This is a genomic window from Microbacterium sp. BWR-S6Y (assembly GCF_041379845.1).
Classification (GTDB): domain Bacteria; phylum Actinomycetota; class Actinomycetes; order Actinomycetales; family Microbacteriaceae; genus Microbacterium; species Microbacterium hydrothermale.
The window spans coordinates 1-17,460 of sequence record NZ_JBFECV010000012.1 but is presented as its reverse complement, the minus strand read 5'-3'; the positions used below and the strand labels follow the sequence as shown (position 1 = coordinate 17,460).

Here is a 17,460-nt window from a genome sequence, read left to right as displayed (position 1 = left end):
CTGTCCGACGGCGCCCAGCAGGCCGATCGTGAGTCCGCGGGTGGTAGCCGACAGTCGCCGATCGATGCGCTGCCCGCGCGTGATGGCAGCGGCGGGCACGATCATGATGAACGCCCATATGACATCAGGAGCACGGCCAACACGACCGTCAGCGCCGGTGACACCGACACGATGGGGAAGACAAGATATGCAGGACCGATCACCAGGGCGTGAAAAAGCAGCAGCTGTCCGACGGCGCCCAGCAGGCCGATCGTGAGTCCGCGGGTGGTAGCCGACAGTCGCCGATCGATGCGCTGCCCGCGCGTGATGGCAGCGGCGGGCACGATCATGATGAACGCCCATATGACGTAGATCATCTCCTGCGGGTAACCGAACATTTCGCTCGGCGCCGCAGAGAACGCACCCCATACTCCCCATGTGATCACCAGGAGCGCGGCGTAGGGAATCCACGACCGCGGCAGCCTCATGCGCCCGCGGACCCCTCGCCCGCGGGCAGCGCATCGGGGATCACCGCACCAGCACAGCGCATCGCGTAGAGCGCGCTCCCCAGATCGGGGCTATAGCGCGGCGCGATAAGCGTGTAGGCGCCGGCGCGGTGCAAGGCGTGGGTGAACAGCGAGCGATACGACGGGGCTGAGAACATGCCGCCGGAATACGACACGAGCACGTCCTCATCGTCGGGGTAACTGAGCGCGGTGCGGGCGGCAGACACGAGCTCAACGAGCGCATCAGCACCCTGCTCTAGCACAGCTCGCGCGGCGAGGTCGCCAGCGTCGGCGGCTCCCACCACCGTTTTCGACAGATCCGCGATTGCAGTGCGCTGCCCCCCCCACTCGCCGACTACCGTACCAACCGCGTCGAGGTCTTCCGAGATACCGAGCCTCGCGCGCATCGCGTCGTAGAGGAGTGTGCGAGGGCTTCGCCCGTCGGCCATCCGGCTGAACAGAGTGAGACCGCGGATGCCAACCCAGTAGCCCGAGCCCTCGTCACCGAAGATCTCGCTCCAGCCGCCGACGCGGTGGCTGACACCGCCCCGTTCACCGTACGACATTGACCCGGTGCCCGCGATGATGTTGATGCCGTCGCCACCGCCGAGGGAACCGGCCCAGCCGCCCAGCATGTCGTTACCGCACGTGAAACGGCCGTGACCGAGCACACTCTGGGCGATGCCTTGGACGAGTGGCACGTCCGCGCTGGCCTCGCCATACCCCGGGACGCCAAAGAACGTGTGCGCGATGTCCTCGGGGCGGATGCCAGCCTCCAGCGTCACCTCGGCGACGCCGTCCCGCAGCACCCGTTCAAGGATGCCGATACCCCCACCGAAGTAGTACGACGTGGGCTGCGTCGACGCCGCCAGCGTCTCTCCGCGCTCGTTTATTAGACGGAAGGCGGTCTTCGTGCCGCCGCCGTCAACCCCGAGGTAGGCGGTCATGCGCGAGCGTCCTCCGAGCGAGGGTGCGGGTAGACGGTCACGCCCTGGACGACGCGGTTGACCGTGCCGCCGGGGAATGGGTTGTCGGGGGTGCAGCCGGCCTTCACCGATGCGTGCAGGGCGAGCAACTGGGCAAACACGACGGCGACGAGTCCTCGGTACGCGTCGGGGAGACCGTCGATCGCGGGCAACGGGTAATCGGTCGGCGACCCATAACCTGCACCGCCGATCCGCACGACCCGCCCCGGGGCGATCCCCTGTAGTTCGGTGACGATGTCATCGTCGTACTGCGCGGTGTAGGCGTCGTCGGAGCGGTAGACGACGATGAGGGTCGCATCGTCGACGACGGCTTTCGGTCCATGACGGAACCCGAGCGGCGAGTCGAACAGCCCCACGACGGTGCCCGCCGTCAGTTCGAGGAGTTTCAGCGCGGACTCCTGCGCCAGTCCCGTCAACGAGCCGGCGCCGAGGTAGACGACGCGCTCGATCCGGCGATCGAGGAGGGCACCGATCTGCTCGTCGAGCGCAAAGAGCCGTTCCGCCTCGCCGGAGAGCGCGTCGACGATGCCGTTGCGCTCCCCCTCGAACAGCAGGAGACAGGCGAGCACCATCGAGGTGAAGCTGGAGGTCATCGCGAACCCGCTGTCGTTCGTCTCCTCCGGCATCCCCACGACGAGCGACGTCGGCGCGTCGGCGTGCGCGTGGGCGAGCTCGCCCTCCAGGTCGCACGTAATCACGACGTGCGACACCTCGGTCAGGAACTGGTTGGCCAGCTCGGTCGCAGCGGTGCTCTCGGGGCTGTTGCCCGACCGCGCGAATGAGATCAGCAGGGTCGGGAGGTCCTCCGCGAACACCGCAGCGGGGCTCGCCACGATGTCGGTCGTGGCGACGGCGTCGACCCGGCGGCCGAGCGCCGACCGCAGCGCCGGCGCGATGACATCGCCGGCAAAGGCCGACGTGCCCGCGCCAGCCAGGACGATCCGCAGCGACGGGTCCGCCAGGCGCGGAGCGAGGAAGGCGGACATCTCGTCGCGACGCGCGCGCAGCGCCGCCGCCGTCTCGCGCCACATGCGCGGCTGGCGGCGGATCTCGGCGTACGTCGCGGTGAGTTCTCGGACGACCTGGGCGTCGTTGTGGATGATGGTCATCAGCGTCTCACTCTCCGTTGTTGTCGTCTGCCGTCGCGGCCGCGTAGACCCGCAGGACGTCGCGCACCCGATCGATGGCGAGGTCGGCAGGGTCCGTGGTCAACACGCCTTCACGCACCCGCTCGAACTGCGCCGGCAGGTACTGACTGAGGAGCGGTTCCGGGATGCCGGTGGTGCGCAGGTTCGCGAAGAGTCGCTGCACCGCGGTGTCGATTGCGGGCACCGGCCAGTAGTACCGGACCCGGTCGCTGTAGCTATAGGCGCGGGCGAGGGCCTGCTCGATGTCCGATCCCTCGTAGTAGGACTCCCACCACGACGAGTCGGCGAGCATCGTACTCTCGATCGTGTCGCGCAGCTTCGAGCGCTCGGCGGCCGGCACGATCTCGCCCTCGATCGCGGCGAGAGCGAACAGCGCCTCGCGTAGAGCGAACGTCAGCCCCGGCCCGACCTTCAGCACGGCCCAGTGCGCGCGCACCAGCTCGCGGAGCAGCTCCTGCCGTTGGTAGTCGGTGGAGTGCGCCTCAAATACCATGCCGGGCTCGTCGTCGAGGACGCGACGAAGTTCCGTGGTCGCCTCGGGCTTGTAATCGACGACGTCGAGGTGATCGAACTCGACTGCGGGCTGCACGACCAGCGCGATGACTCGCGGCCAGGCGCCCGCGAGGCCGGCTTCGGTGATCGCCCGGCGGTGTATCTCCAGGGTGCGCCGCGCGAAGGACGGCGGCGTCGGCTGCAGGTCTTCGAGCTTCTCGGCAGCCCCACCGGGCGTCGGCACCTCGGTGCCGATGACGTAGACGAGCGAGGCCGGGTCGAGCCCGGCATCCGCTGCCTCCTGCTCCGCGACGGAAAGCAGGCGGACGGCGCGCCCGGCGACGACCTCGTCGGACAGCGGTGTGCTCTCGCCGGCGCAGGGCATGCTGCAGTCGAGGTGGATCTTCGAGTAGCCGGCGCGCACGTAGGCGCGGACGAGATCCTCGGCCTTGCGCATGGCGGACTCGGCGTCCTCCTTGCGCCACCGGTTCGGCCCGAGGTGGTCGCCGCCGAGGATCAACCGGTGCAGCGGGAAGCCCTCCGCCGCGGCGATGGCCTCGACGTCGGCACGGAACTGCGCGGGCGTGCGGCCGGTGTAGCCGCCGAACTGATCGACCTGGTTCGAGGTCGCCTCCACGAGCAGCGGCGTGCCGTCGGCGACGCTTTGCCGCATTGCCGCGCGCAGCACGAGCGGGTGCGCCGAACACACCGAGTAGATGCCCTCGCTGGCGCCTGACTTGTGTCGCTCCACAAGGGAGATCAGTGGATGACTCATGTGCTCGCTATCTGTCCGGGGGCCGACGGTCGTGGCGGCCCGGTTCTGCCAGTATGAGCGAACGCGTAGGATTACAAACAGAGCGCGCTTCAATCGCTCAGTATTTGTGCGCGTCTGAGCGTAAACGTGCTCGACCTGATCGATGGGCCTCCGAAATGCACATCAAGGCTGCGCGTTCGGCCAGTCGGGATGACCGAGTCGCCTGATCCCCTCGCCGCCGCGACTGAGGCGGGTCTACCGTGGCGCCCGACGCCCCCGCCCGGTGGCGCTGACAAGGAGAAGATCGTGCCTCACCCCCCTCGCACACCGACTCGGGAACGGACGCGCTCCCGAGCGATCGTGGCCGCCGTGGCCGCCGTTGCCACGGCCGTCGCGGGCCTGCTTGCGGCCGCCCCGGCATCCGCCGCCACCACCACCCTCGCGCCCGTCTCCCTGACGACGACAGCCGGAGCGACCGGCTCCGGCCAGACAGTCTCGGCGCTCGCCGTCAAGGATCACACCGGCACCCAGGACGTGTGGAACAAGTACGTCGAGTTCACCGGCGCCTACGCTGGGTACCGCACCTACACCGTGCCGTCCTCCGTCGCACCCTCGAGCGTGACCGGCATCCAGGTGTCGGCGAACTACCGGGGCCCAGCGACCGCGCAGCAGACCTGGACGTGGTCGCTCTACAACTGGTCGACGAGCAGCTGGACGAGCGTGGGCACCAACGCCGGTGCGCCGTCATGGGGATCGTGGAAGACCTTCACGTTTGCCTCGCCGTCGAACGCGTCCGCCTTCGTGAACAGCTCCGGCTCGGTCCGTGTGCAGCTGAAGGCCAACAACTCCTCGGACGTCGCGAACCTTGACTGGGAGTCGCTGACGGTCAGCTCGTCGGGAGGCTCGACGCCGACTCCCACACCCACCCCGAATCCCTCGACCGGTGTCACTCTCCCGCCGGCGAACGGCGGGTTCTCCTACCAGCTCGGCGGTGCCTACACCCCGGAGTCGGGTGTGAGCGTCGTCAGCCGTGACCGCCTGGTCGCCCCGGCCGGTTCAGGGTTCTACAACATCTGCTACGTCAACCTCCTGCAGACGCAGCCCGACCAAGCCGGTCAATCGCCGACCAACCCGGGGTACGGGACGACGCAGTGGTGGAAGAACAACCACCCCGACCTGCTGCTGCGCGACGGCAACGGCAACCTCGTGATCGACACCGGCTGGAACGAGGCGATCTTCGACGTGCGCACCGCCACGAAGCGCGCACAACTCCTCGAGATCCAGAAGCCCTGGTTCGACGGGTGCAAGGCATCGGGATACCAGGCGATCGAGCCCGACAACCTCGACGTCTTCCTCCGCTCGCAGAATTTCCTGACGTTCGCACAGACGCGGGACTACCTGAAGCTCGTGATCCCCTACGTCCACTCCATCGGCCTCGCCATTGGCCAGAAGAACACGGCCGAGACCGGGCAAGGCTACGGCGGCATCGGCAAGACGTTTGTCGACACCGTCTCGCCGGCTCAGGGTTTCGACTTCGCGATCGCCGAGGAGTGCGCCGCGTACTGGGAGTGCGCCTCGTACACCTCGGTCTACGGGCCGCTCGTGTTCGAGATCGAGTACACCGACAACAACCCGAACCGGGTCCACAACGGGACGACGAAGACCTCGTTCCAGGCGATCTGCGCCGATGACGGGGCCACGCGCGGGATCATCCTGCGCGACCGCGACGTCGTCCCGGCCGGCACGGCTGGGTACTCCTACCAGTCCTGCTGAACACGGCGTGATCGGGCGTCGCACGGGTTCCCCGTGCGACGCCCTTCGCGTGCGTGGGGCGCGGCGATCACCGCGTGAAACGCGCGAACTTCTCAACCGCCTCGGGCGTGACAGGGGTGAAGAGGTTCACGAGGTTGCCGTCGGGGTCGCGCAGAAGCGCGGAGCGGTTGCCCCACGGCATCACGGCCGGCTCGGTCACCCAGACCTCCACCGCCGCCCGCAGCCTCGCACAGTCGGCATCCACGTCGGGGGTCAGGAACTCGATGATCGCCGACCGGGTTCGCCCCGGCCTCCGCCAAGCCCGTCCCGAAGAGCCCGAGGGTCCGGGCGTCGGCGATCGCGAGCGTCGCGGACGGGGTGGAGAGCTCGGCGAAGACATCGCCAGTGCGGAGGGCGGTCACGCCCGTGACCAGCTCGTAGAAGTCGGCGAGACGGGCGACGTCGGCCGTGATGATGCGGACGGAGATGAAATTCATGCCGTCAGTCTGCGGAACCGACGCGACAGCGTCCTGTCGGTTATTCCGAAGGATTCCCGGACGGGTTCAGAGCGACAGTGGCAGCAGCGCGCCGTAGACGATCTCGATATCCGCCGCCGTGAGCGACCGGGGCGGCGGGACCTCACGGGTGGCGACGACATCGGAGATCCGGTCCGAGCGGAAGGCACGGATGGCGCGCCGCAGCCGGCACCACGCGATGAGGTACCAGGCACCGCCCGACTCGACGTAGCCGAGCGGCTCGATCCCGCGCTCCGTGCGCGTCCCGGCACGGTCCGCGTACGCGATGCGCAGCACCCGCGGGTCGCGCACCACGTCGGCGAGCAGTCGCGGCATCCGATCCGGGGCGTCGTCGCCGCGGAGGAAATGGATGCGGGACACCAGCATCCGCGCCGTCGCGGCGTCGTCGCCGCGCATGGCGAACACGAGCTTGCGCAGGGCGCTCTCGGCCGCCGATCGGAAGGGCGCCGCCCCCATCGTCTGCACGGCGACCGCCAGCGCCATCGCCTCCTGCGGCGTGACGTTCACCGGGGGCAGGGTGTGCTCGGCCGCGACGCAGTAGCCGCCGGTCCGGCCGGGCTCCGCCCAGATCGGCACACCCGCCTGCTGGAGCGCGCTGATGTCACGCTCTACGGTGCGCACGCTCACCTCGAACCGGTCCGCCAGCCAGCGGGCGCTGCGCGGCCGGGGCGCGACGGCGCGCAGCTCCTCGACGAGCGCGTAGAGCCGGTCGGTACGATTCACGGTCCGACCATACGCCCGGGCTCCGACGCCTCAGCGGGCGACGTGGACGACGCGCACCAACCGGACAACCAGGTCGCCCGCCCCGTCGGCGAGGCCGATCCGCAACCGCGTGCCCGCGGCGAGAGCACCGTCCGGGAGGGCGATCGTCGCCGTGCGCCACGCCCCCGAGTCCGTGCGCTCGACGGCTGCGGAGGTGCCGGCAGCCGTCTCGAGCGAGAAGGCGCCCCTCCCCCGGTCCAGGAACGTCACCTTCACGACGTCGCGACCGACGGATGCCGCCGCGAAGCGCTCGTCGACCTCGAAGACGAATCCGGTGTCGCCGTCGGCGACAGACGTCGACAGTCCTTCGTAGGCGGTCCCGTTGTCCTCCTCGAAGACGTGCACGCGTGCATCGACGTCGGTGCGGTGGGCGACGGATCCGGGCTCGTCGACCTGCACGAGCCAGCGTTCGAGGTTGCGCACCCAGGGGCGGCTCGGCCAGGCATCCGGATCGTCGAACGGCGGCGGCGGGTCGTCGCCCGCCCAGTACCGGTCCTCGGCATCACGGAGGGCGGCCCACGCGTCCGCCGAGGTGTCGGCCTTCTGCCCGATCGACAGGCGCAGCCAGTCCCAGTGCTCGGGGTACTCGGCCATGTAGGAGGGGCCGGGGACGACGTACATCCAGTTCACCCGCAGCTGCAGTGCTTTGAGGTTCGACTGCACGACCGCGTAGTACGGGTCGTCGGTCATGTACCCGCAGTCCGTGTAGCACTCGTTCTCGGTGCCCACGACGAACCGGCCGGAGTGGATCGGCAGCGACTCGTCGACGGTCATGTGCCCGTCAGGTTGGATGTGGGAGCCGTACGCCGGCGCTTCGCTGAGATGGAAGTTGAAGAGCTCGGTGATCCCGGTTCGGATGCCCATGCCGGCATCCACGGCATCCTTCGCGAGCAGGTTCTGCGCGTCGCCGAACGGTCCGAACGGGTAGTCCTCGCCCGTGAATACCAGTTTGTCCGCGTTGTCGCCGAAGAGCTCGACGAGGTCCGTCCACGCGTGCCGGTACCAGGCGAGGTAGGTCTCCTCGTCGAGTGTGCCGGCATCGACGGCGGCCTCGACCATCTCATAGTCGAACTCGGCCCACGTGAACGCTCCGGGCACGTAGACGAACCTCAGCCGCGGGTTTTCTGCGAGTCCGCCGTCGACGAACAGCTCGCGGTACGTGTCGAGCAGGTGCCCCCAGACGCACTCATCCCAAATGGGCAGGTGCCGCTGGCCGTCATAGTCGGGCCCGATGGATGCCACGCCGCAGTCCTCCGCGACCCACTCCGGCGCCCAGTCCTCGCCCGACGCGAACACCCGCATCCAGAAGTCACCGGGCTGACGCAACTGCGCGTCGAGGCCGTGGAAGCTCAGCCCCTGGGCCTCGCCGCTCGCGTCGCGGTCGAGCCCACCGTCCGCGCTGGGCCGGATTTGGCGCCACGATACGTCGACCGAGCGGACCGCGACGAGCTCGTCGGCATCCTCCTCCTCGGAGAAGTATCCAGAGTTCGGCGCCGGGCGCACCCACTCCGGCAGCGACCAGTCGTCGCCGTCAGCCACCGTGGGGGCCACTGCGGACGCGTCCACGAACCCGGCACGCGGGCCGATGTCGAGGTCAACGCCGCTCGGCTCTCCGATCGGGAGCGTCGCCCGGGAGGGCGGCTCGTCGGCCGTCACCGTGCAGCCGGCGAGCAGGACGGCCACGGCGAGTGAGACGATCGCGATGCGCGCACGTCTCATCCCTTCATGCCCGACATCGTCATTGTCTGCACGAAGTGCTTCTGCGCGAAGAGGAAGAACAAGACGAGCGGCAAGGTGGCGATGACGTTCGAGGCCATAAGCAGCGACCACTGCGTGCGTCGGGTGCCCTGGAAGTTGGCGATGCCGAGCTGGATCGTGAAGAGGTTGTCGTTGTTGATCGCGATGAGAGGCCAGATGAGGTCGTTCCACGAGCTCAAAAGCGTGAAGATCGCAAGGGTCGCGATGGCCGGCTTGGCCAGCGGCAAGACGATCCGCAGGAACGTCTGCAAGCGGTTCGCCCCGTCGATCGCGGCTGCCTCCTCGACCTCCTTCGGCAGCGATAGAAAGAACTGCCGCATGAGGAAGATGCCGAACGCCGATGCGAGCCACGGCACGAAGGCTGCGGCGAGGGTGTCGATGAGGCCGATCCGCGTGAACAGGATGTAGGTCGGGATCATCAGCAGCTGAGTGGGGATCATGATCGTGGCGACGATCATGAAGAACCCGACGTTGCGGCCGCGGAAGTGCAGGCGAGCGAAGCCGTAGCCGGCGAGCGAGCAGAGGATCACATGCGAGACGATCGCGACGGCCGAGACGATGACGCTGTTGAACAGCCAGCGGAGCACGTCGGTCGTCGTGAAGAGGGCGATGAAGCCGTCGAGGGTTAGCGAGGACGGGATGAACGGCGGCGGGAACTTCACCAGGTCCGACGCGGGCGAGACCGAGGCGAGCACCATCTGCGCGAACGGGATGACGAACAGCAGCGCGATCGGGGCGAGGACGAAGTGCCACCCGCTCAGACGCCGACGGCGCGGGCGGCGCGTCTCGAGCTCGGGCGTGCGGGTGAGGGTGGCGAGGGCCATCAGAACGCCTCCAAGTTGCGGCGGCGGGCGAAGATGACCATGCCGACCGTGATGAGCAGGGTGACGGCGAACAGGACGTAGGCCGCCGCGGAGCCGTAGCCGAAGTCGAGGCTCTTGAACGCCTTCTCCCAGAGGAAGTAGACGATCGTTTTGGTCGAGTCCAGCGGACCGCCGCGGGTGGTCGTGTAGACGAGATCGAAAAGTTGCAGGGCGCCGATCACCTGCCACACGGTGACGAAAATAGTGACGGGCCCGAGCCCGGGCCAAACCACCCGCCAGAAGGTCTGCCAGCGGTTGGCGCCGTCGATGCGGGCCGCCTCGAGCAGTTCGGTGGGCACGTCCTGCAGCGCGGCGAGGTAGATGACGGTCGTGAAGGCCGCCTGCCCCCACAGCGACATGATCGCGATCACGAGCATCGCCTGCGAGGGGTCCTCGAGCCAGCCCTGTGGCGGCAGTCCGAGCACCCGGAACACGTTGTTCGCGAGACCGAACTGCGGGTTGAAGAGGTAGGTCGACAGGATGCCGGTGGCGGCCGCCGACGCGACGAACGGCACGAAGATTGCGGTGCGGTACACCCCGATGAAACGGATGTTCCGGTTCAGCGCGACCGCGAGAAAGAGGCCCGCAAGGACGGATGCCGGGACGAAGAGGGTCACGTAGAGACCGGTGTGCCCCACCGCCTCCCAGAACTCCCCATCAGTCATGAGCGACGTGTAGTTCTCGACGCCGACGAACTTCGCGGGAGCGAAGCCATTCCATTTCTGCAGGGAGAGAAGGAAGGCCCATGCGGCGGGGAAGAATGAGAGCCCGACGATGACGACCATCGCGGGGGCGACGAAACCCCACCCGGTGAGGGTCGCTGTGATCTTCCGCCGCCGGACCGGGCGTTGCCGGGCTGGTTGCGGGTCCTGGACGACATCGGCGTCGGCCGGCGCGTCGGGGAGGCGGTGGAGAGTCGTCATCGTCGGATCCTCATTCGTTCCAGCGTCCGCGGTCAATCGGAGAGGGCGTCGTTCGCCTTCTCGGCGGCTTCCTTCAGCGCGTCCTCGGGCGTCCCGTCGCCCTGCAGCACGCGGGAGATTGCATTGCCTACGGCTTCGGACAGGCCGACGTAGCCGGGGACGGTCGGCCGCGCGTTGATGGCGTTGGCGTTGTTCGCCGCCATGATCTCGAGACCCGGAAGTTCCTTGGCCTGCGCCTGGAACTCGGGCGAGCTCTGCTCGCTCGAGCGCAGCGGCAGGTTGCCGTAGGCGACGTTCCAGCGCAGGTCCTGCTCGGAGGCAGTCAGCCACTCAATGAACTTGTACGACCAGTAGTTCTCGTTGACATCGCCCGTGTCGAAGAGGGCCCAGAGGTCGGGGCCGGAAACGGTCTGGTGGTCGCCGTTCGTGCCGGGGAGCACCGTGACACCGTAGTCGGTCTTGGCGGTCTTCAGGTCCGAGAGCTGCCAGGGGCCGGAGGTCATCATGCCGATCCGGTTCGCCGCGAACAGCTGTGCGAATTTCGTGTCGGTCTGGTCGAGGTAGACACTGTGGTCGTCGACCGCCATGCCGCGCAGGAACTCGAGAGCATTCACGCCGGCGTCGCTGTCGAAGGCCGCCTGCTTCTGGTCGTCGGTCAGAATTTCGCCGCCGTTCTGCCACAGGTGGGGCCAGAACTGCCAGGTGGTCTCCTCCGAGCCCGAGACGGAGTAGGCGTAGCCGTATGTCTCGGTCGCCGGGTTGGTGAGAGCGGCGGCCGCCTTGCGGAAGTCGTCCCACGTCCAGCGATCCGTCGGGTAAGCCACGCCAGCGGCGTCGAAGACCGTCTTGTTGTAAAAGAGCGAGATATTGTCAACGAGGGCGGGGAACCCGATGATCTTCTCGCCGGTGGGCTGCGCAGTGGCGCGGGCCGCCTCGGAGAACTCGTCCCACCCGACGGCAGGGTCGCTCACCTGCTCCCGAATATCGAGAGTGCGACCGGAAGACTCCAACTCACTAGCCCACGACCCGAACGCGTATGAGATGTTCGGGTAACTGTTGCCAGCAAATCCTGCAGACAGCTTCTGGATGAGCTCCTCCGTCGATGACGCCCCGGAGGATGCGTCGATGGTTACATTCGGGTGCTCTTTCTCGAACTCTGCGGCGAGATCTCCGAGGAGCTTCGCAGCGTCATCATTCTGTCCGGTCCACCACGTCAGGGTCACGGGTGCCTCGGTGTTGAGCTCCGTGGCACCCTGCGGGCCGGAGCAAGCGGAGAGAGCGAGGGCAATGACCCCTGTGACGCCGACGGCGGCAGCACGGATGGTTCGGGTGAAGCGGCGGTTCATGAGCGTCCTCTCGATCGGGCGACGGCGCCGGATGCATTCCGCCATTATTCAACCGGGTGTGATCATTTGTAACTGATAATGAGCGAATCGATCACAATTTGTGAGCGGACTGTTGCGCGATCCTCCAGGCTGGCCAATTGTGAAAGCATGCCCCAGCCGATGCCTCCTCTCGACGACCTACGCCTGCGGGAATGGACTCCGCGCAGCATGCTGCGTGCTCCCGCGACTATCGTCGATCTGCCGCACACCCCGTGCATCGACATCCACAATCACCTCGGTCGGTGGTTGACCGCGGACGGCGCATGGATGATCGACGACGTCGACGACCTCATCCGCACGATGGATGCGCGTCACGTGGACATCATCGTCAATCTGGACGGGATGTGGGGAGACGAGATCGACGCGAACCTCAATCGTTACGACAGGGCGCACCCCGGCCGTTTCGTCACCTTCTGCCAGCTGGACTGGCGCCTGCTGGCGGAAGCGGATGCCGAGAGCCGCCTGATCGCCCAGCTCGAGGACAACGCACGTCGGGGTGCGCGAGGCGTCAAGGTGTGGAAGTCGCTTGGGCTGACCTTCCGAGACGCCTACGGAACGCTCGTCTCGCCCGACGACCGCCGGGTGGTCGCCGTCCTGCGGCGGGCAGGTGAGCTCGGACTCCCCGTCCTGATCCACACGGCCGACCCCCGCGCGTTCTTCGAACCACTCGACGCGCACAACGAGCGCCTCGACGAGCTCCGCGGTGCCCGGGACTGGTGGTTCGGCGACACCGCCGTCCACCCCACCTTCGACGAGCTGCTCGACGCGCACGCGCGACTCGTCCTCGCGTGTCCGCAGACCACGTTCATCGGGGCCCACGTCGGTTGCGCCGCCGAGGACCTCGACCGCGTCTCCGATCTCATGAACGCGGCTCCCGGGTACCACGTCGACATCGCCGGGCGTATGGCCGAGCTCGGCCGCCAGCCGCGACGGTTCGCAGCGCTCGTGGAGCGGCATCCCGACCGCGTCCTCTTCGGCACCGACATCTATCCCGTCGAGGACGAGCAGTACGCCCTCCACTACCGCTTCCTCGAGTCTGCGGACGAGGGGTTCGAGTACGCGCCCGGCGCGCGGATCCCGCCGCAGGGGCGCTGGGCGGTCTCGGGTGCGGCGCTCCCGTCGCACCTCCTGCCCGCGCTCTACCGCGACAACGCGCGTCGCGTCCTGGGCCTCTGAGTCAACCTCCGACGACGGCGGCGAGACGCGCGACCTCGTCGCGGATCGCCGCGCGCACGCCGCGCAGGTAACTGCGGGGGTCGACCACGTCCGGACGCTCGGCAAGCTCGCGCCGCAGCGCCGCCGTGCCCACGATGCCCAGCGCCGTCCCGACGTTCACCTTGCGGATGCCGGCGGCCACCGCGTCCGCGAGGGCCGCGTCGGGCACCCCGGAGCTGCCGTGGAGCACGAGCGGGACAGGGACGGCGGCGGAGAGCCGGGCGATGAGGTCGAGATCGAGGACCGCGGTGCGTTCGGTCATCGCGTGAGAGCTCCCGACCGCGACGGCCAGGAGATCGACACCCGTCTCGCCGACGAACTGCTGCGCCTCGGCGACATCGGTACGGACTCCGGGCGCGTGTGCTCCGCCCTTGCCGCCGACCTCCCCGAGCTCGCCTTCGATCCACCGGCCGCGCCCGTGCGCGTCCTGCGCGATGCGGGCGGTCAGGGCCGCGTTCTCCGCGTGCGGCGCGGCGGCCTTGTCGAACATGACAGACCCGACGCCCAGTTCCTCGGCACGCTCTAGGACCGCGCGCGTGAGGTCGGGGTCGTCGAGGTGGTCGACGTGGACGGCGATTTCGACGGCCGCCTCCCGGGCGAGCTCGCGGCAGGCGGCCAACAACGGCGCCATGCCGTGGCGGAAGGTCAGGGCGTTCTGGCTCACCTGGATGAGCGCGGGCACGGCGGCGTCCGCGACGCCGAGGACGACCGCCTCGGCCTGCTCGATCGTGATGACGTTGAACGCCGGGACACCGGCACCGCGCGTGACCGCGCCGCCGACGATGTCGGCGGTCGTCGCGAGGGTCACGACGACTCGGCGAGCGTGCCGCCGAGCGCAACCGGGAGGAGGTGAGCGTGGGCTCGGGTCAGCTCGTCGCAGAGATCCCAGATCTCGGCGGGCGTGAGCGACGAGCTCGCGTTCGGATCGGCGAGCACCGCGCGACGCACGAGTTCCGGGTCGCCGTCGCGGGCCGCGCGGATCGTCAGATCGGCGACCGAGAGGTAGGTGCGGTTGAGTGCGGCGCCGGCGGCGGGGATCGGGCCCCAGTGCGGGGTGTGCACGCCGTCGCCGTCGACCATCGCGGGCACCTCGACGACGGCCCCCTCGGGCAGGTTGTCGATGAGCCCAGCGTTCGGCACGTTGACGTGGATCTCGCGCGCGGTGCCGGTCAGCACGGAGTGGATGATCTGCGGGGCGTACTCAGCGGCATCGTCTCCGTCGTGCAGGCGCAGGTCGCCGCCCGCGTCGAGGATGCGCTTCGCCTCGTGGAACTCGGCGACGTTCTCCTTGGAGATGCCGATGTACTGCAGCGGCTCGAGCCGGAAGCGCTCGATCTGCGCGTCGGAACGCAGGAACCAGCTCAGGTACTCCGAGGAGTGCTCGCTCGTCTCGGTCGGGTAGTAGCCGATGCGTCGGAAGATCTCGACGCGCACGCGCCGCTCCAACTCGGGGTCAGCGGCGATCCGCTCGCGCAGCAGCGGATAGAGGTCGCGTCCCTCATGTGTCCACTCGGTGAGCCACGCCTGGTGGTTCACGCCGGCGGCGCGGTAGTGGGTGTCCTCGAGCGGCACGCCCACGAGGTCGCAGAGGTCGTTGACCGTCCAGTAGACGCTGTGACAGAGGCCGTACGCCTTGAGCGAGGGGGCGACGACCGACATCCACCAGATGTTCAGCGCCATCGGGTTTGTGTAGTTCAGGAAGTAGGCGTCGGGGCAGAGCTCGAGCATGTCGTTCGCGATCGCGGTCAGCACCGGGAAGGTGCGCAGCGCGCGAAACACGCCGCCGACCCCGGTCGTGTCGCCGATCGTCTGGCGCAGGCCGCGGGCGGCGGGCAGCTCCAGATCGATGCGCGTCGCGTCGATGCCGCCGACCTGGATCATGTTGACGACGAAGTCCGCGCCGGCGAGCATCTCCCGGCGGTCGAGGGACGCCGCGAGACGGATATCGCGCCCCAGCTGCCAGGCCACGTTCTGCGCACTCCGGTGGGCGACATCGAGGCGCTCCGCGTCGATGTCGTGCAGGCGGATGTCGAGCGTGGGGAGGTCGGAGAAGCGGAGCAGGTCGGTGAGCAGCTGGCGCGTGAACACGACGCTCCCGGCTCCCAGGAAAACGATCGTCGGCATGACTCGATTGTGAAAATATGGCGCGGTATGCGCAAGTAAATGAGCGGATTGACGCTCAATCGCTCATCTGACATGATCACTCCCATGTCCAGTGCGAACAGCCCGGCCTCACCAGCGATCCCCGGAGGCTCCTCGAAACGGTCGCGGCGGATGACCGACATCCTCGACGCGATCGCCGAGCACGGGGAGGTCTCGATCGGCGAGCTCACCGAGCGCTTCGCATCATCAGCCGCCACCTTGCGCCGCGACCTCACTACCCTCGCTGATCAGGGCCTCATCGTCCGCACACACGGCGGTGCTAAAGCCGCTGGCGTGCTGTCGGAACTCCCCGTCGCCCTTCGCGACACTCGATTCGGTGACGCCAAGCGTCGCATCGCCCGCGCCGCAGCTCTGACGATTCCGCGCGAGCGCCACGCCGTCGCACTGAGCGGCGGCAGCACGACGGCTGGGGTGGCTCGAGAGCTCGTGAACCACCGCGACCTGACCATCGTCACCAACTCACTGTCGATCGCGTGGGTGGTCAACTCATACCCACGACTCAAGGTCGTCATGACCGGCGGCATCCTGCGACCGCAGTCGCTGGAACTCGTCGGTGTGCTCGCCGAGGGCGCGTTCAGCGCGGTCAACATCGGCACCGCCGTCCTGGGAGCCGACGGCTTCACAGCCGAGGCGGGCGTTATGACCCATGACGAGACCGAGGCCCGTGCGAACAACGCGATGGTCTCGAAGGCCGCCCGCACAATCGTTGTCGCCGACGGATCGAAGATTGGTCGAACAGCACTCGCGCAGATGGCTTCGACCGATCAAGTCGACATGCTCATAACGGACGACAGTGCTGATTCCGAAGAACTGGGACGGATCCGGACTGCCGGAGTTGAGGTTCGAATCGTCTAACGGAGGGGGTCTATCAGCGGGGAAGGAGCTCTGATCAGCAGTCGCTCGCCGAGAGTCCGCCAGCAGCCAAGCAGCCGTGACGCAGAAGGCTCATCGATGTACGCCTGTTTCCGGCCCGCTACGCAGTCGTTCTCCGCGCCGATAGCGGGCGCGCCCACGCGGTCGTCAGACGCATGTAGCCCGAAAATCCCGTCTACGCGCGCTCGGCGAGATACATGAAGACCATCGGGCAAAGCTGTGGGAGTTACGAGGGGGCATCCTGGGACTCGTCGTACCGGTCGCGCGCTGACTCAACCCTTTCGAGTGAGGCAATGACCCACCCCTGCAGACTATTTCCGGGTGTCCTGGCGGACCGCGGAGCGATGGTCTCGCCGATACGTCGAGATGGGCGAGGCCGGCATGCAGGATCGCTCCTCCCGGCCGCATTCGAGTCCGAACAGGACCCCCCGGATGCTGGTGCGCAAGGTCGTACATCTGCGGTGGAAGAAACGGCTGGGCCCCATCGGGATCGGCGCGCGGCTGGGAATGCCAGCCTCGACCGTTCACGCGATCCTCACACGCTGCCGGATCAACCGGCTCAGCCACATTGATGTGCGCACCGGAGAGCCTGCCCGACGCTACGAGCACGAACACCCCGGCTCGCTGATCCACGTCGACGTGAAAAAGCTCGGGAACATCCCCGACGGCGGCGGCTGGCGCTACGTCGGGCGCTTCCAGGGAGAGCGGAACAAGGCCATCACCGCGAAGCGGACCGGCAAACGCGGCATCGCCGGCGACCCAGTCACGGGAACGGCGTTCGTTCACACCGTCGTCGACGACCACTCCCGCGTCGCCTACGCCGAAATCCACGACGACGAGACCGCCGCCACCGCCGTCGCCGTCCTCCGCCGCGCAGTCGGGTGGTTCGCCGCCCGCGGCATCACCGTCGAGCGCGTGCTCTCCGACAACGGCTCCGCATACCGCTCGTTCCTCTGGCGAGACGCCTGCACAGAGCTGAGCATCCGCCACAAACGCACTCGCCCCTACCGACCGCAGACGAACGGAAAGATCGAACGCTTCCACCGCACCCTAGCCGACGGTTGGGCCTACGCCCGGCACTACAACTCCGAATCAGCCCGCCGCAACGCTCTCCCCGCCTGGCTTCACTCCTACAATCACCACAGGCCCCACACCGCGATCGGCGGCCACCCACCCATCAGCAGATTGACCAACCTGCCCGGGCAGCACATCTAGAGGGGGATTTCCTGGTTGGGCGTCTTAGGGACTGTCCGATAAAGGGTGTGTGAGGCCCGGCGGTTTTCAATGATTGGTTCTGTCGAACCGTCCGGCGAAGGTGATCGCAAACGCGTTGAGCGCGGGCTTCCACCTGATCGCCCAGCGTGC

At 67.9% G+C, this 17,460-nt stretch carries 15 protein-coding genes and 1 pseudogene; 4 read left to right on the top strand and 12 right to left on the bottom strand.

Annotation, left to right across the window (positions count from 1 at the left end; all coding sequences use genetic code 11):
- Nucleotides 1-101: 101 nt before the first annotated feature.
- Genes AB1K56_RS18365 through AB1K56_RS18350 form a run of 4 tightly spaced genes read right to left on the bottom strand, consistent with a single transcriptional unit; the run spans nucleotide 102 to nucleotide 3,886 of the window.
- On the bottom strand, nucleotides 102-467 hold the full coding sequence (locus tag AB1K56_RS18365; protein ID WP_371206758.1) for an EamA family transporter: 366 nt from the start codon (nucleotides 465-467) through the stop codon (nucleotides 102-104).
- Nucleotides 464-1,432 (bottom strand): N-acetylglucosamine kinase, encoded by a 969-nt coding sequence (locus AB1K56_RS18360; protein ID WP_371206757.1) that lies wholly within the window; start codon nucleotides 1,430-1,432, stop codon nucleotides 464-466. The genes AB1K56_RS18365 and AB1K56_RS18360 overlap by 4 nt, the downstream gene beginning before the upstream one ends.
- The gene (locus AB1K56_RS18355) at nucleotides 1,429-2,580 is read right to left on the bottom strand and encodes an SIS domain-containing protein (RefSeq protein ID WP_371206756.1); all 1,152 of its coding nucleotides are present in this window, start codon (nucleotides 2,578-2,580) and stop codon (nucleotides 1,429-1,431) included. The genes AB1K56_RS18360 and AB1K56_RS18355 overlap by 4 nt, the downstream gene beginning before the upstream one ends.
- 7 nt (nucleotides 2,581-2,587) lie before the next feature.
- Nucleotides 2,588-3,886: a D-tagatose-bisphosphate aldolase, class II, non-catalytic subunit gene (locus AB1K56_RS18350; RefSeq protein WP_371206755.1), complete on the bottom strand. Its 1,299-nt coding sequence runs from the start codon at nucleotides 3,884-3,886 to the stop codon at nucleotides 2,588-2,590.
- A 348-nt stretch (nucleotides 3,887-4,234) separates the two neighbouring features.
- Here AB1K56_RS18350 and AB1K56_RS18345 point away from each other — a divergent pair, with 348 nt between their 5' ends.
- Nucleotides 4,235-5,638, top strand: coding sequence for an endo alpha-1,4 polygalactosaminidase (locus AB1K56_RS18345; protein ID WP_371206754.1), 1,404 nt, complete (start codon nucleotides 4,235-4,237; stop codon nucleotides 5,636-5,638).
- A gap of 67 nt (nucleotides 5,639-5,705) precedes the next feature.
- On the opposite strand, the gene AB1K56_RS18340 is transcribed toward AB1K56_RS18345, so the two are convergent.
- From AB1K56_RS18340 to AB1K56_RS18315, 6 genes are all read right to left on the bottom strand, one after another.
- Nucleotides 5,706-6,017, bottom strand: a complete 312-nt coding sequence (locus AB1K56_RS18340; RefSeq protein ID WP_371206753.1) for a VOC family protein — start codon at nucleotides 6,015-6,017, stop codon at nucleotides 5,706-5,708.
- Between the two features lie 163 nt (nucleotides 6,018-6,180).
- Nucleotides 6,181-6,876 (bottom strand): helix-turn-helix transcriptional regulator, encoded by a 696-nt coding sequence (locus AB1K56_RS18335; protein ID WP_371206752.1) that lies wholly within the window; start codon nucleotides 6,874-6,876, stop codon nucleotides 6,181-6,183.
- A 30-nt stretch (nucleotides 6,877-6,906) separates the two neighbouring features.
- Nucleotides 6,907-8,634 (bottom strand): hypothetical protein, encoded by a 1,728-nt coding sequence (locus tag AB1K56_RS18330; protein WP_371206751.1) that lies wholly within the window; start codon nucleotides 8,632-8,634, stop codon nucleotides 6,907-6,909.
- Nucleotides 8,631-9,497: a carbohydrate ABC transporter permease gene (locus AB1K56_RS18325; RefSeq protein ID WP_371206750.1), complete on the bottom strand. Its 867-nt coding sequence runs from the start codon at nucleotides 9,495-9,497 to the stop codon at nucleotides 8,631-8,633. The genes AB1K56_RS18330 and AB1K56_RS18325 overlap by 4 nt, the downstream gene beginning before the upstream one ends.
- The gene (locus tag AB1K56_RS18320) at nucleotides 9,497-10,459 is read right to left on the bottom strand and encodes a carbohydrate ABC transporter permease (protein WP_371206749.1); all 963 of its coding nucleotides are present in this window, start codon (nucleotides 10,457-10,459) and stop codon (nucleotides 9,497-9,499) included. The genes AB1K56_RS18325 and AB1K56_RS18320 overlap by 1 nt, the downstream gene beginning before the upstream one ends.
- A gap of 32 nt (nucleotides 10,460-10,491) precedes the next feature.
- Nucleotides 10,492-11,805, bottom strand: a complete 1,314-nt coding sequence (locus AB1K56_RS18315) for an ABC transporter substrate-binding protein (RefSeq protein ID WP_371206748.1) — start codon at nucleotides 11,803-11,805, stop codon at nucleotides 10,492-10,494.
- 147 nt (nucleotides 11,806-11,952) lie between these two features.
- On the opposite strand from AB1K56_RS18315, the gene AB1K56_RS18310 reads away from it, so the two are divergent.
- Nucleotides 11,953-13,020 carry an amidohydrolase family protein gene (locus tag AB1K56_RS18310; RefSeq protein WP_371206747.1) on the top strand — a complete coding sequence of 356 codons (1,068 nt, stop codon included), beginning with the start codon at nucleotides 11,953-11,955 and terminating at the stop codon, nucleotides 13,018-13,020.
- 1 nt (nucleotide 13,021) lies between these two features.
- On the opposite strand, the gene AB1K56_RS18305 is transcribed toward AB1K56_RS18310, so the two are convergent.
- Together AB1K56_RS18305 and melA are read right to left on the bottom strand one after the other, a co-directional pair.
- Nucleotides 13,022-13,867 (bottom strand): class II fructose-bisphosphate aldolase, encoded by an 846-nt coding sequence (locus AB1K56_RS18305; RefSeq protein ID WP_371206746.1) that lies wholly within the window; start codon nucleotides 13,865-13,867, stop codon nucleotides 13,022-13,024.
- Entirely contained in the window at nucleotides 13,864-15,183 is a 1,320-nt protein-coding gene (gene melA, locus AB1K56_RS18300) for an alpha-galactosidase (RefSeq protein ID WP_371206745.1), read from the bottom strand. The genes AB1K56_RS18305 and melA overlap by 4 nt, the downstream gene beginning before the upstream one ends.
- Nucleotides 15,184-15,333: 150 nt before the next feature.
- On the opposite strand from melA, the gene AB1K56_RS18295 reads away from it, so the two are divergent.
- Both AB1K56_RS18295 and AB1K56_RS18290 read left to right on the top strand, forming a co-directional pair.
- The gene (locus AB1K56_RS18295) at nucleotides 15,334-16,077 is read left to right on the top strand and encodes a DeoR/GlpR family DNA-binding transcription regulator (RefSeq protein WP_371206744.1); all 744 of its coding nucleotides are present in this window, start codon (nucleotides 15,334-15,336) and stop codon (nucleotides 16,075-16,077) included.
- 333 nt (nucleotides 16,078-16,410) lie between these two features.
- Nucleotides 16,411-17,310, top strand: a pseudogene (locus tag AB1K56_RS18290) (IS481 family transposase); the annotation flags it as partial.
- Nucleotides 17,311-17,460 lie beyond the last annotated feature (150 nt).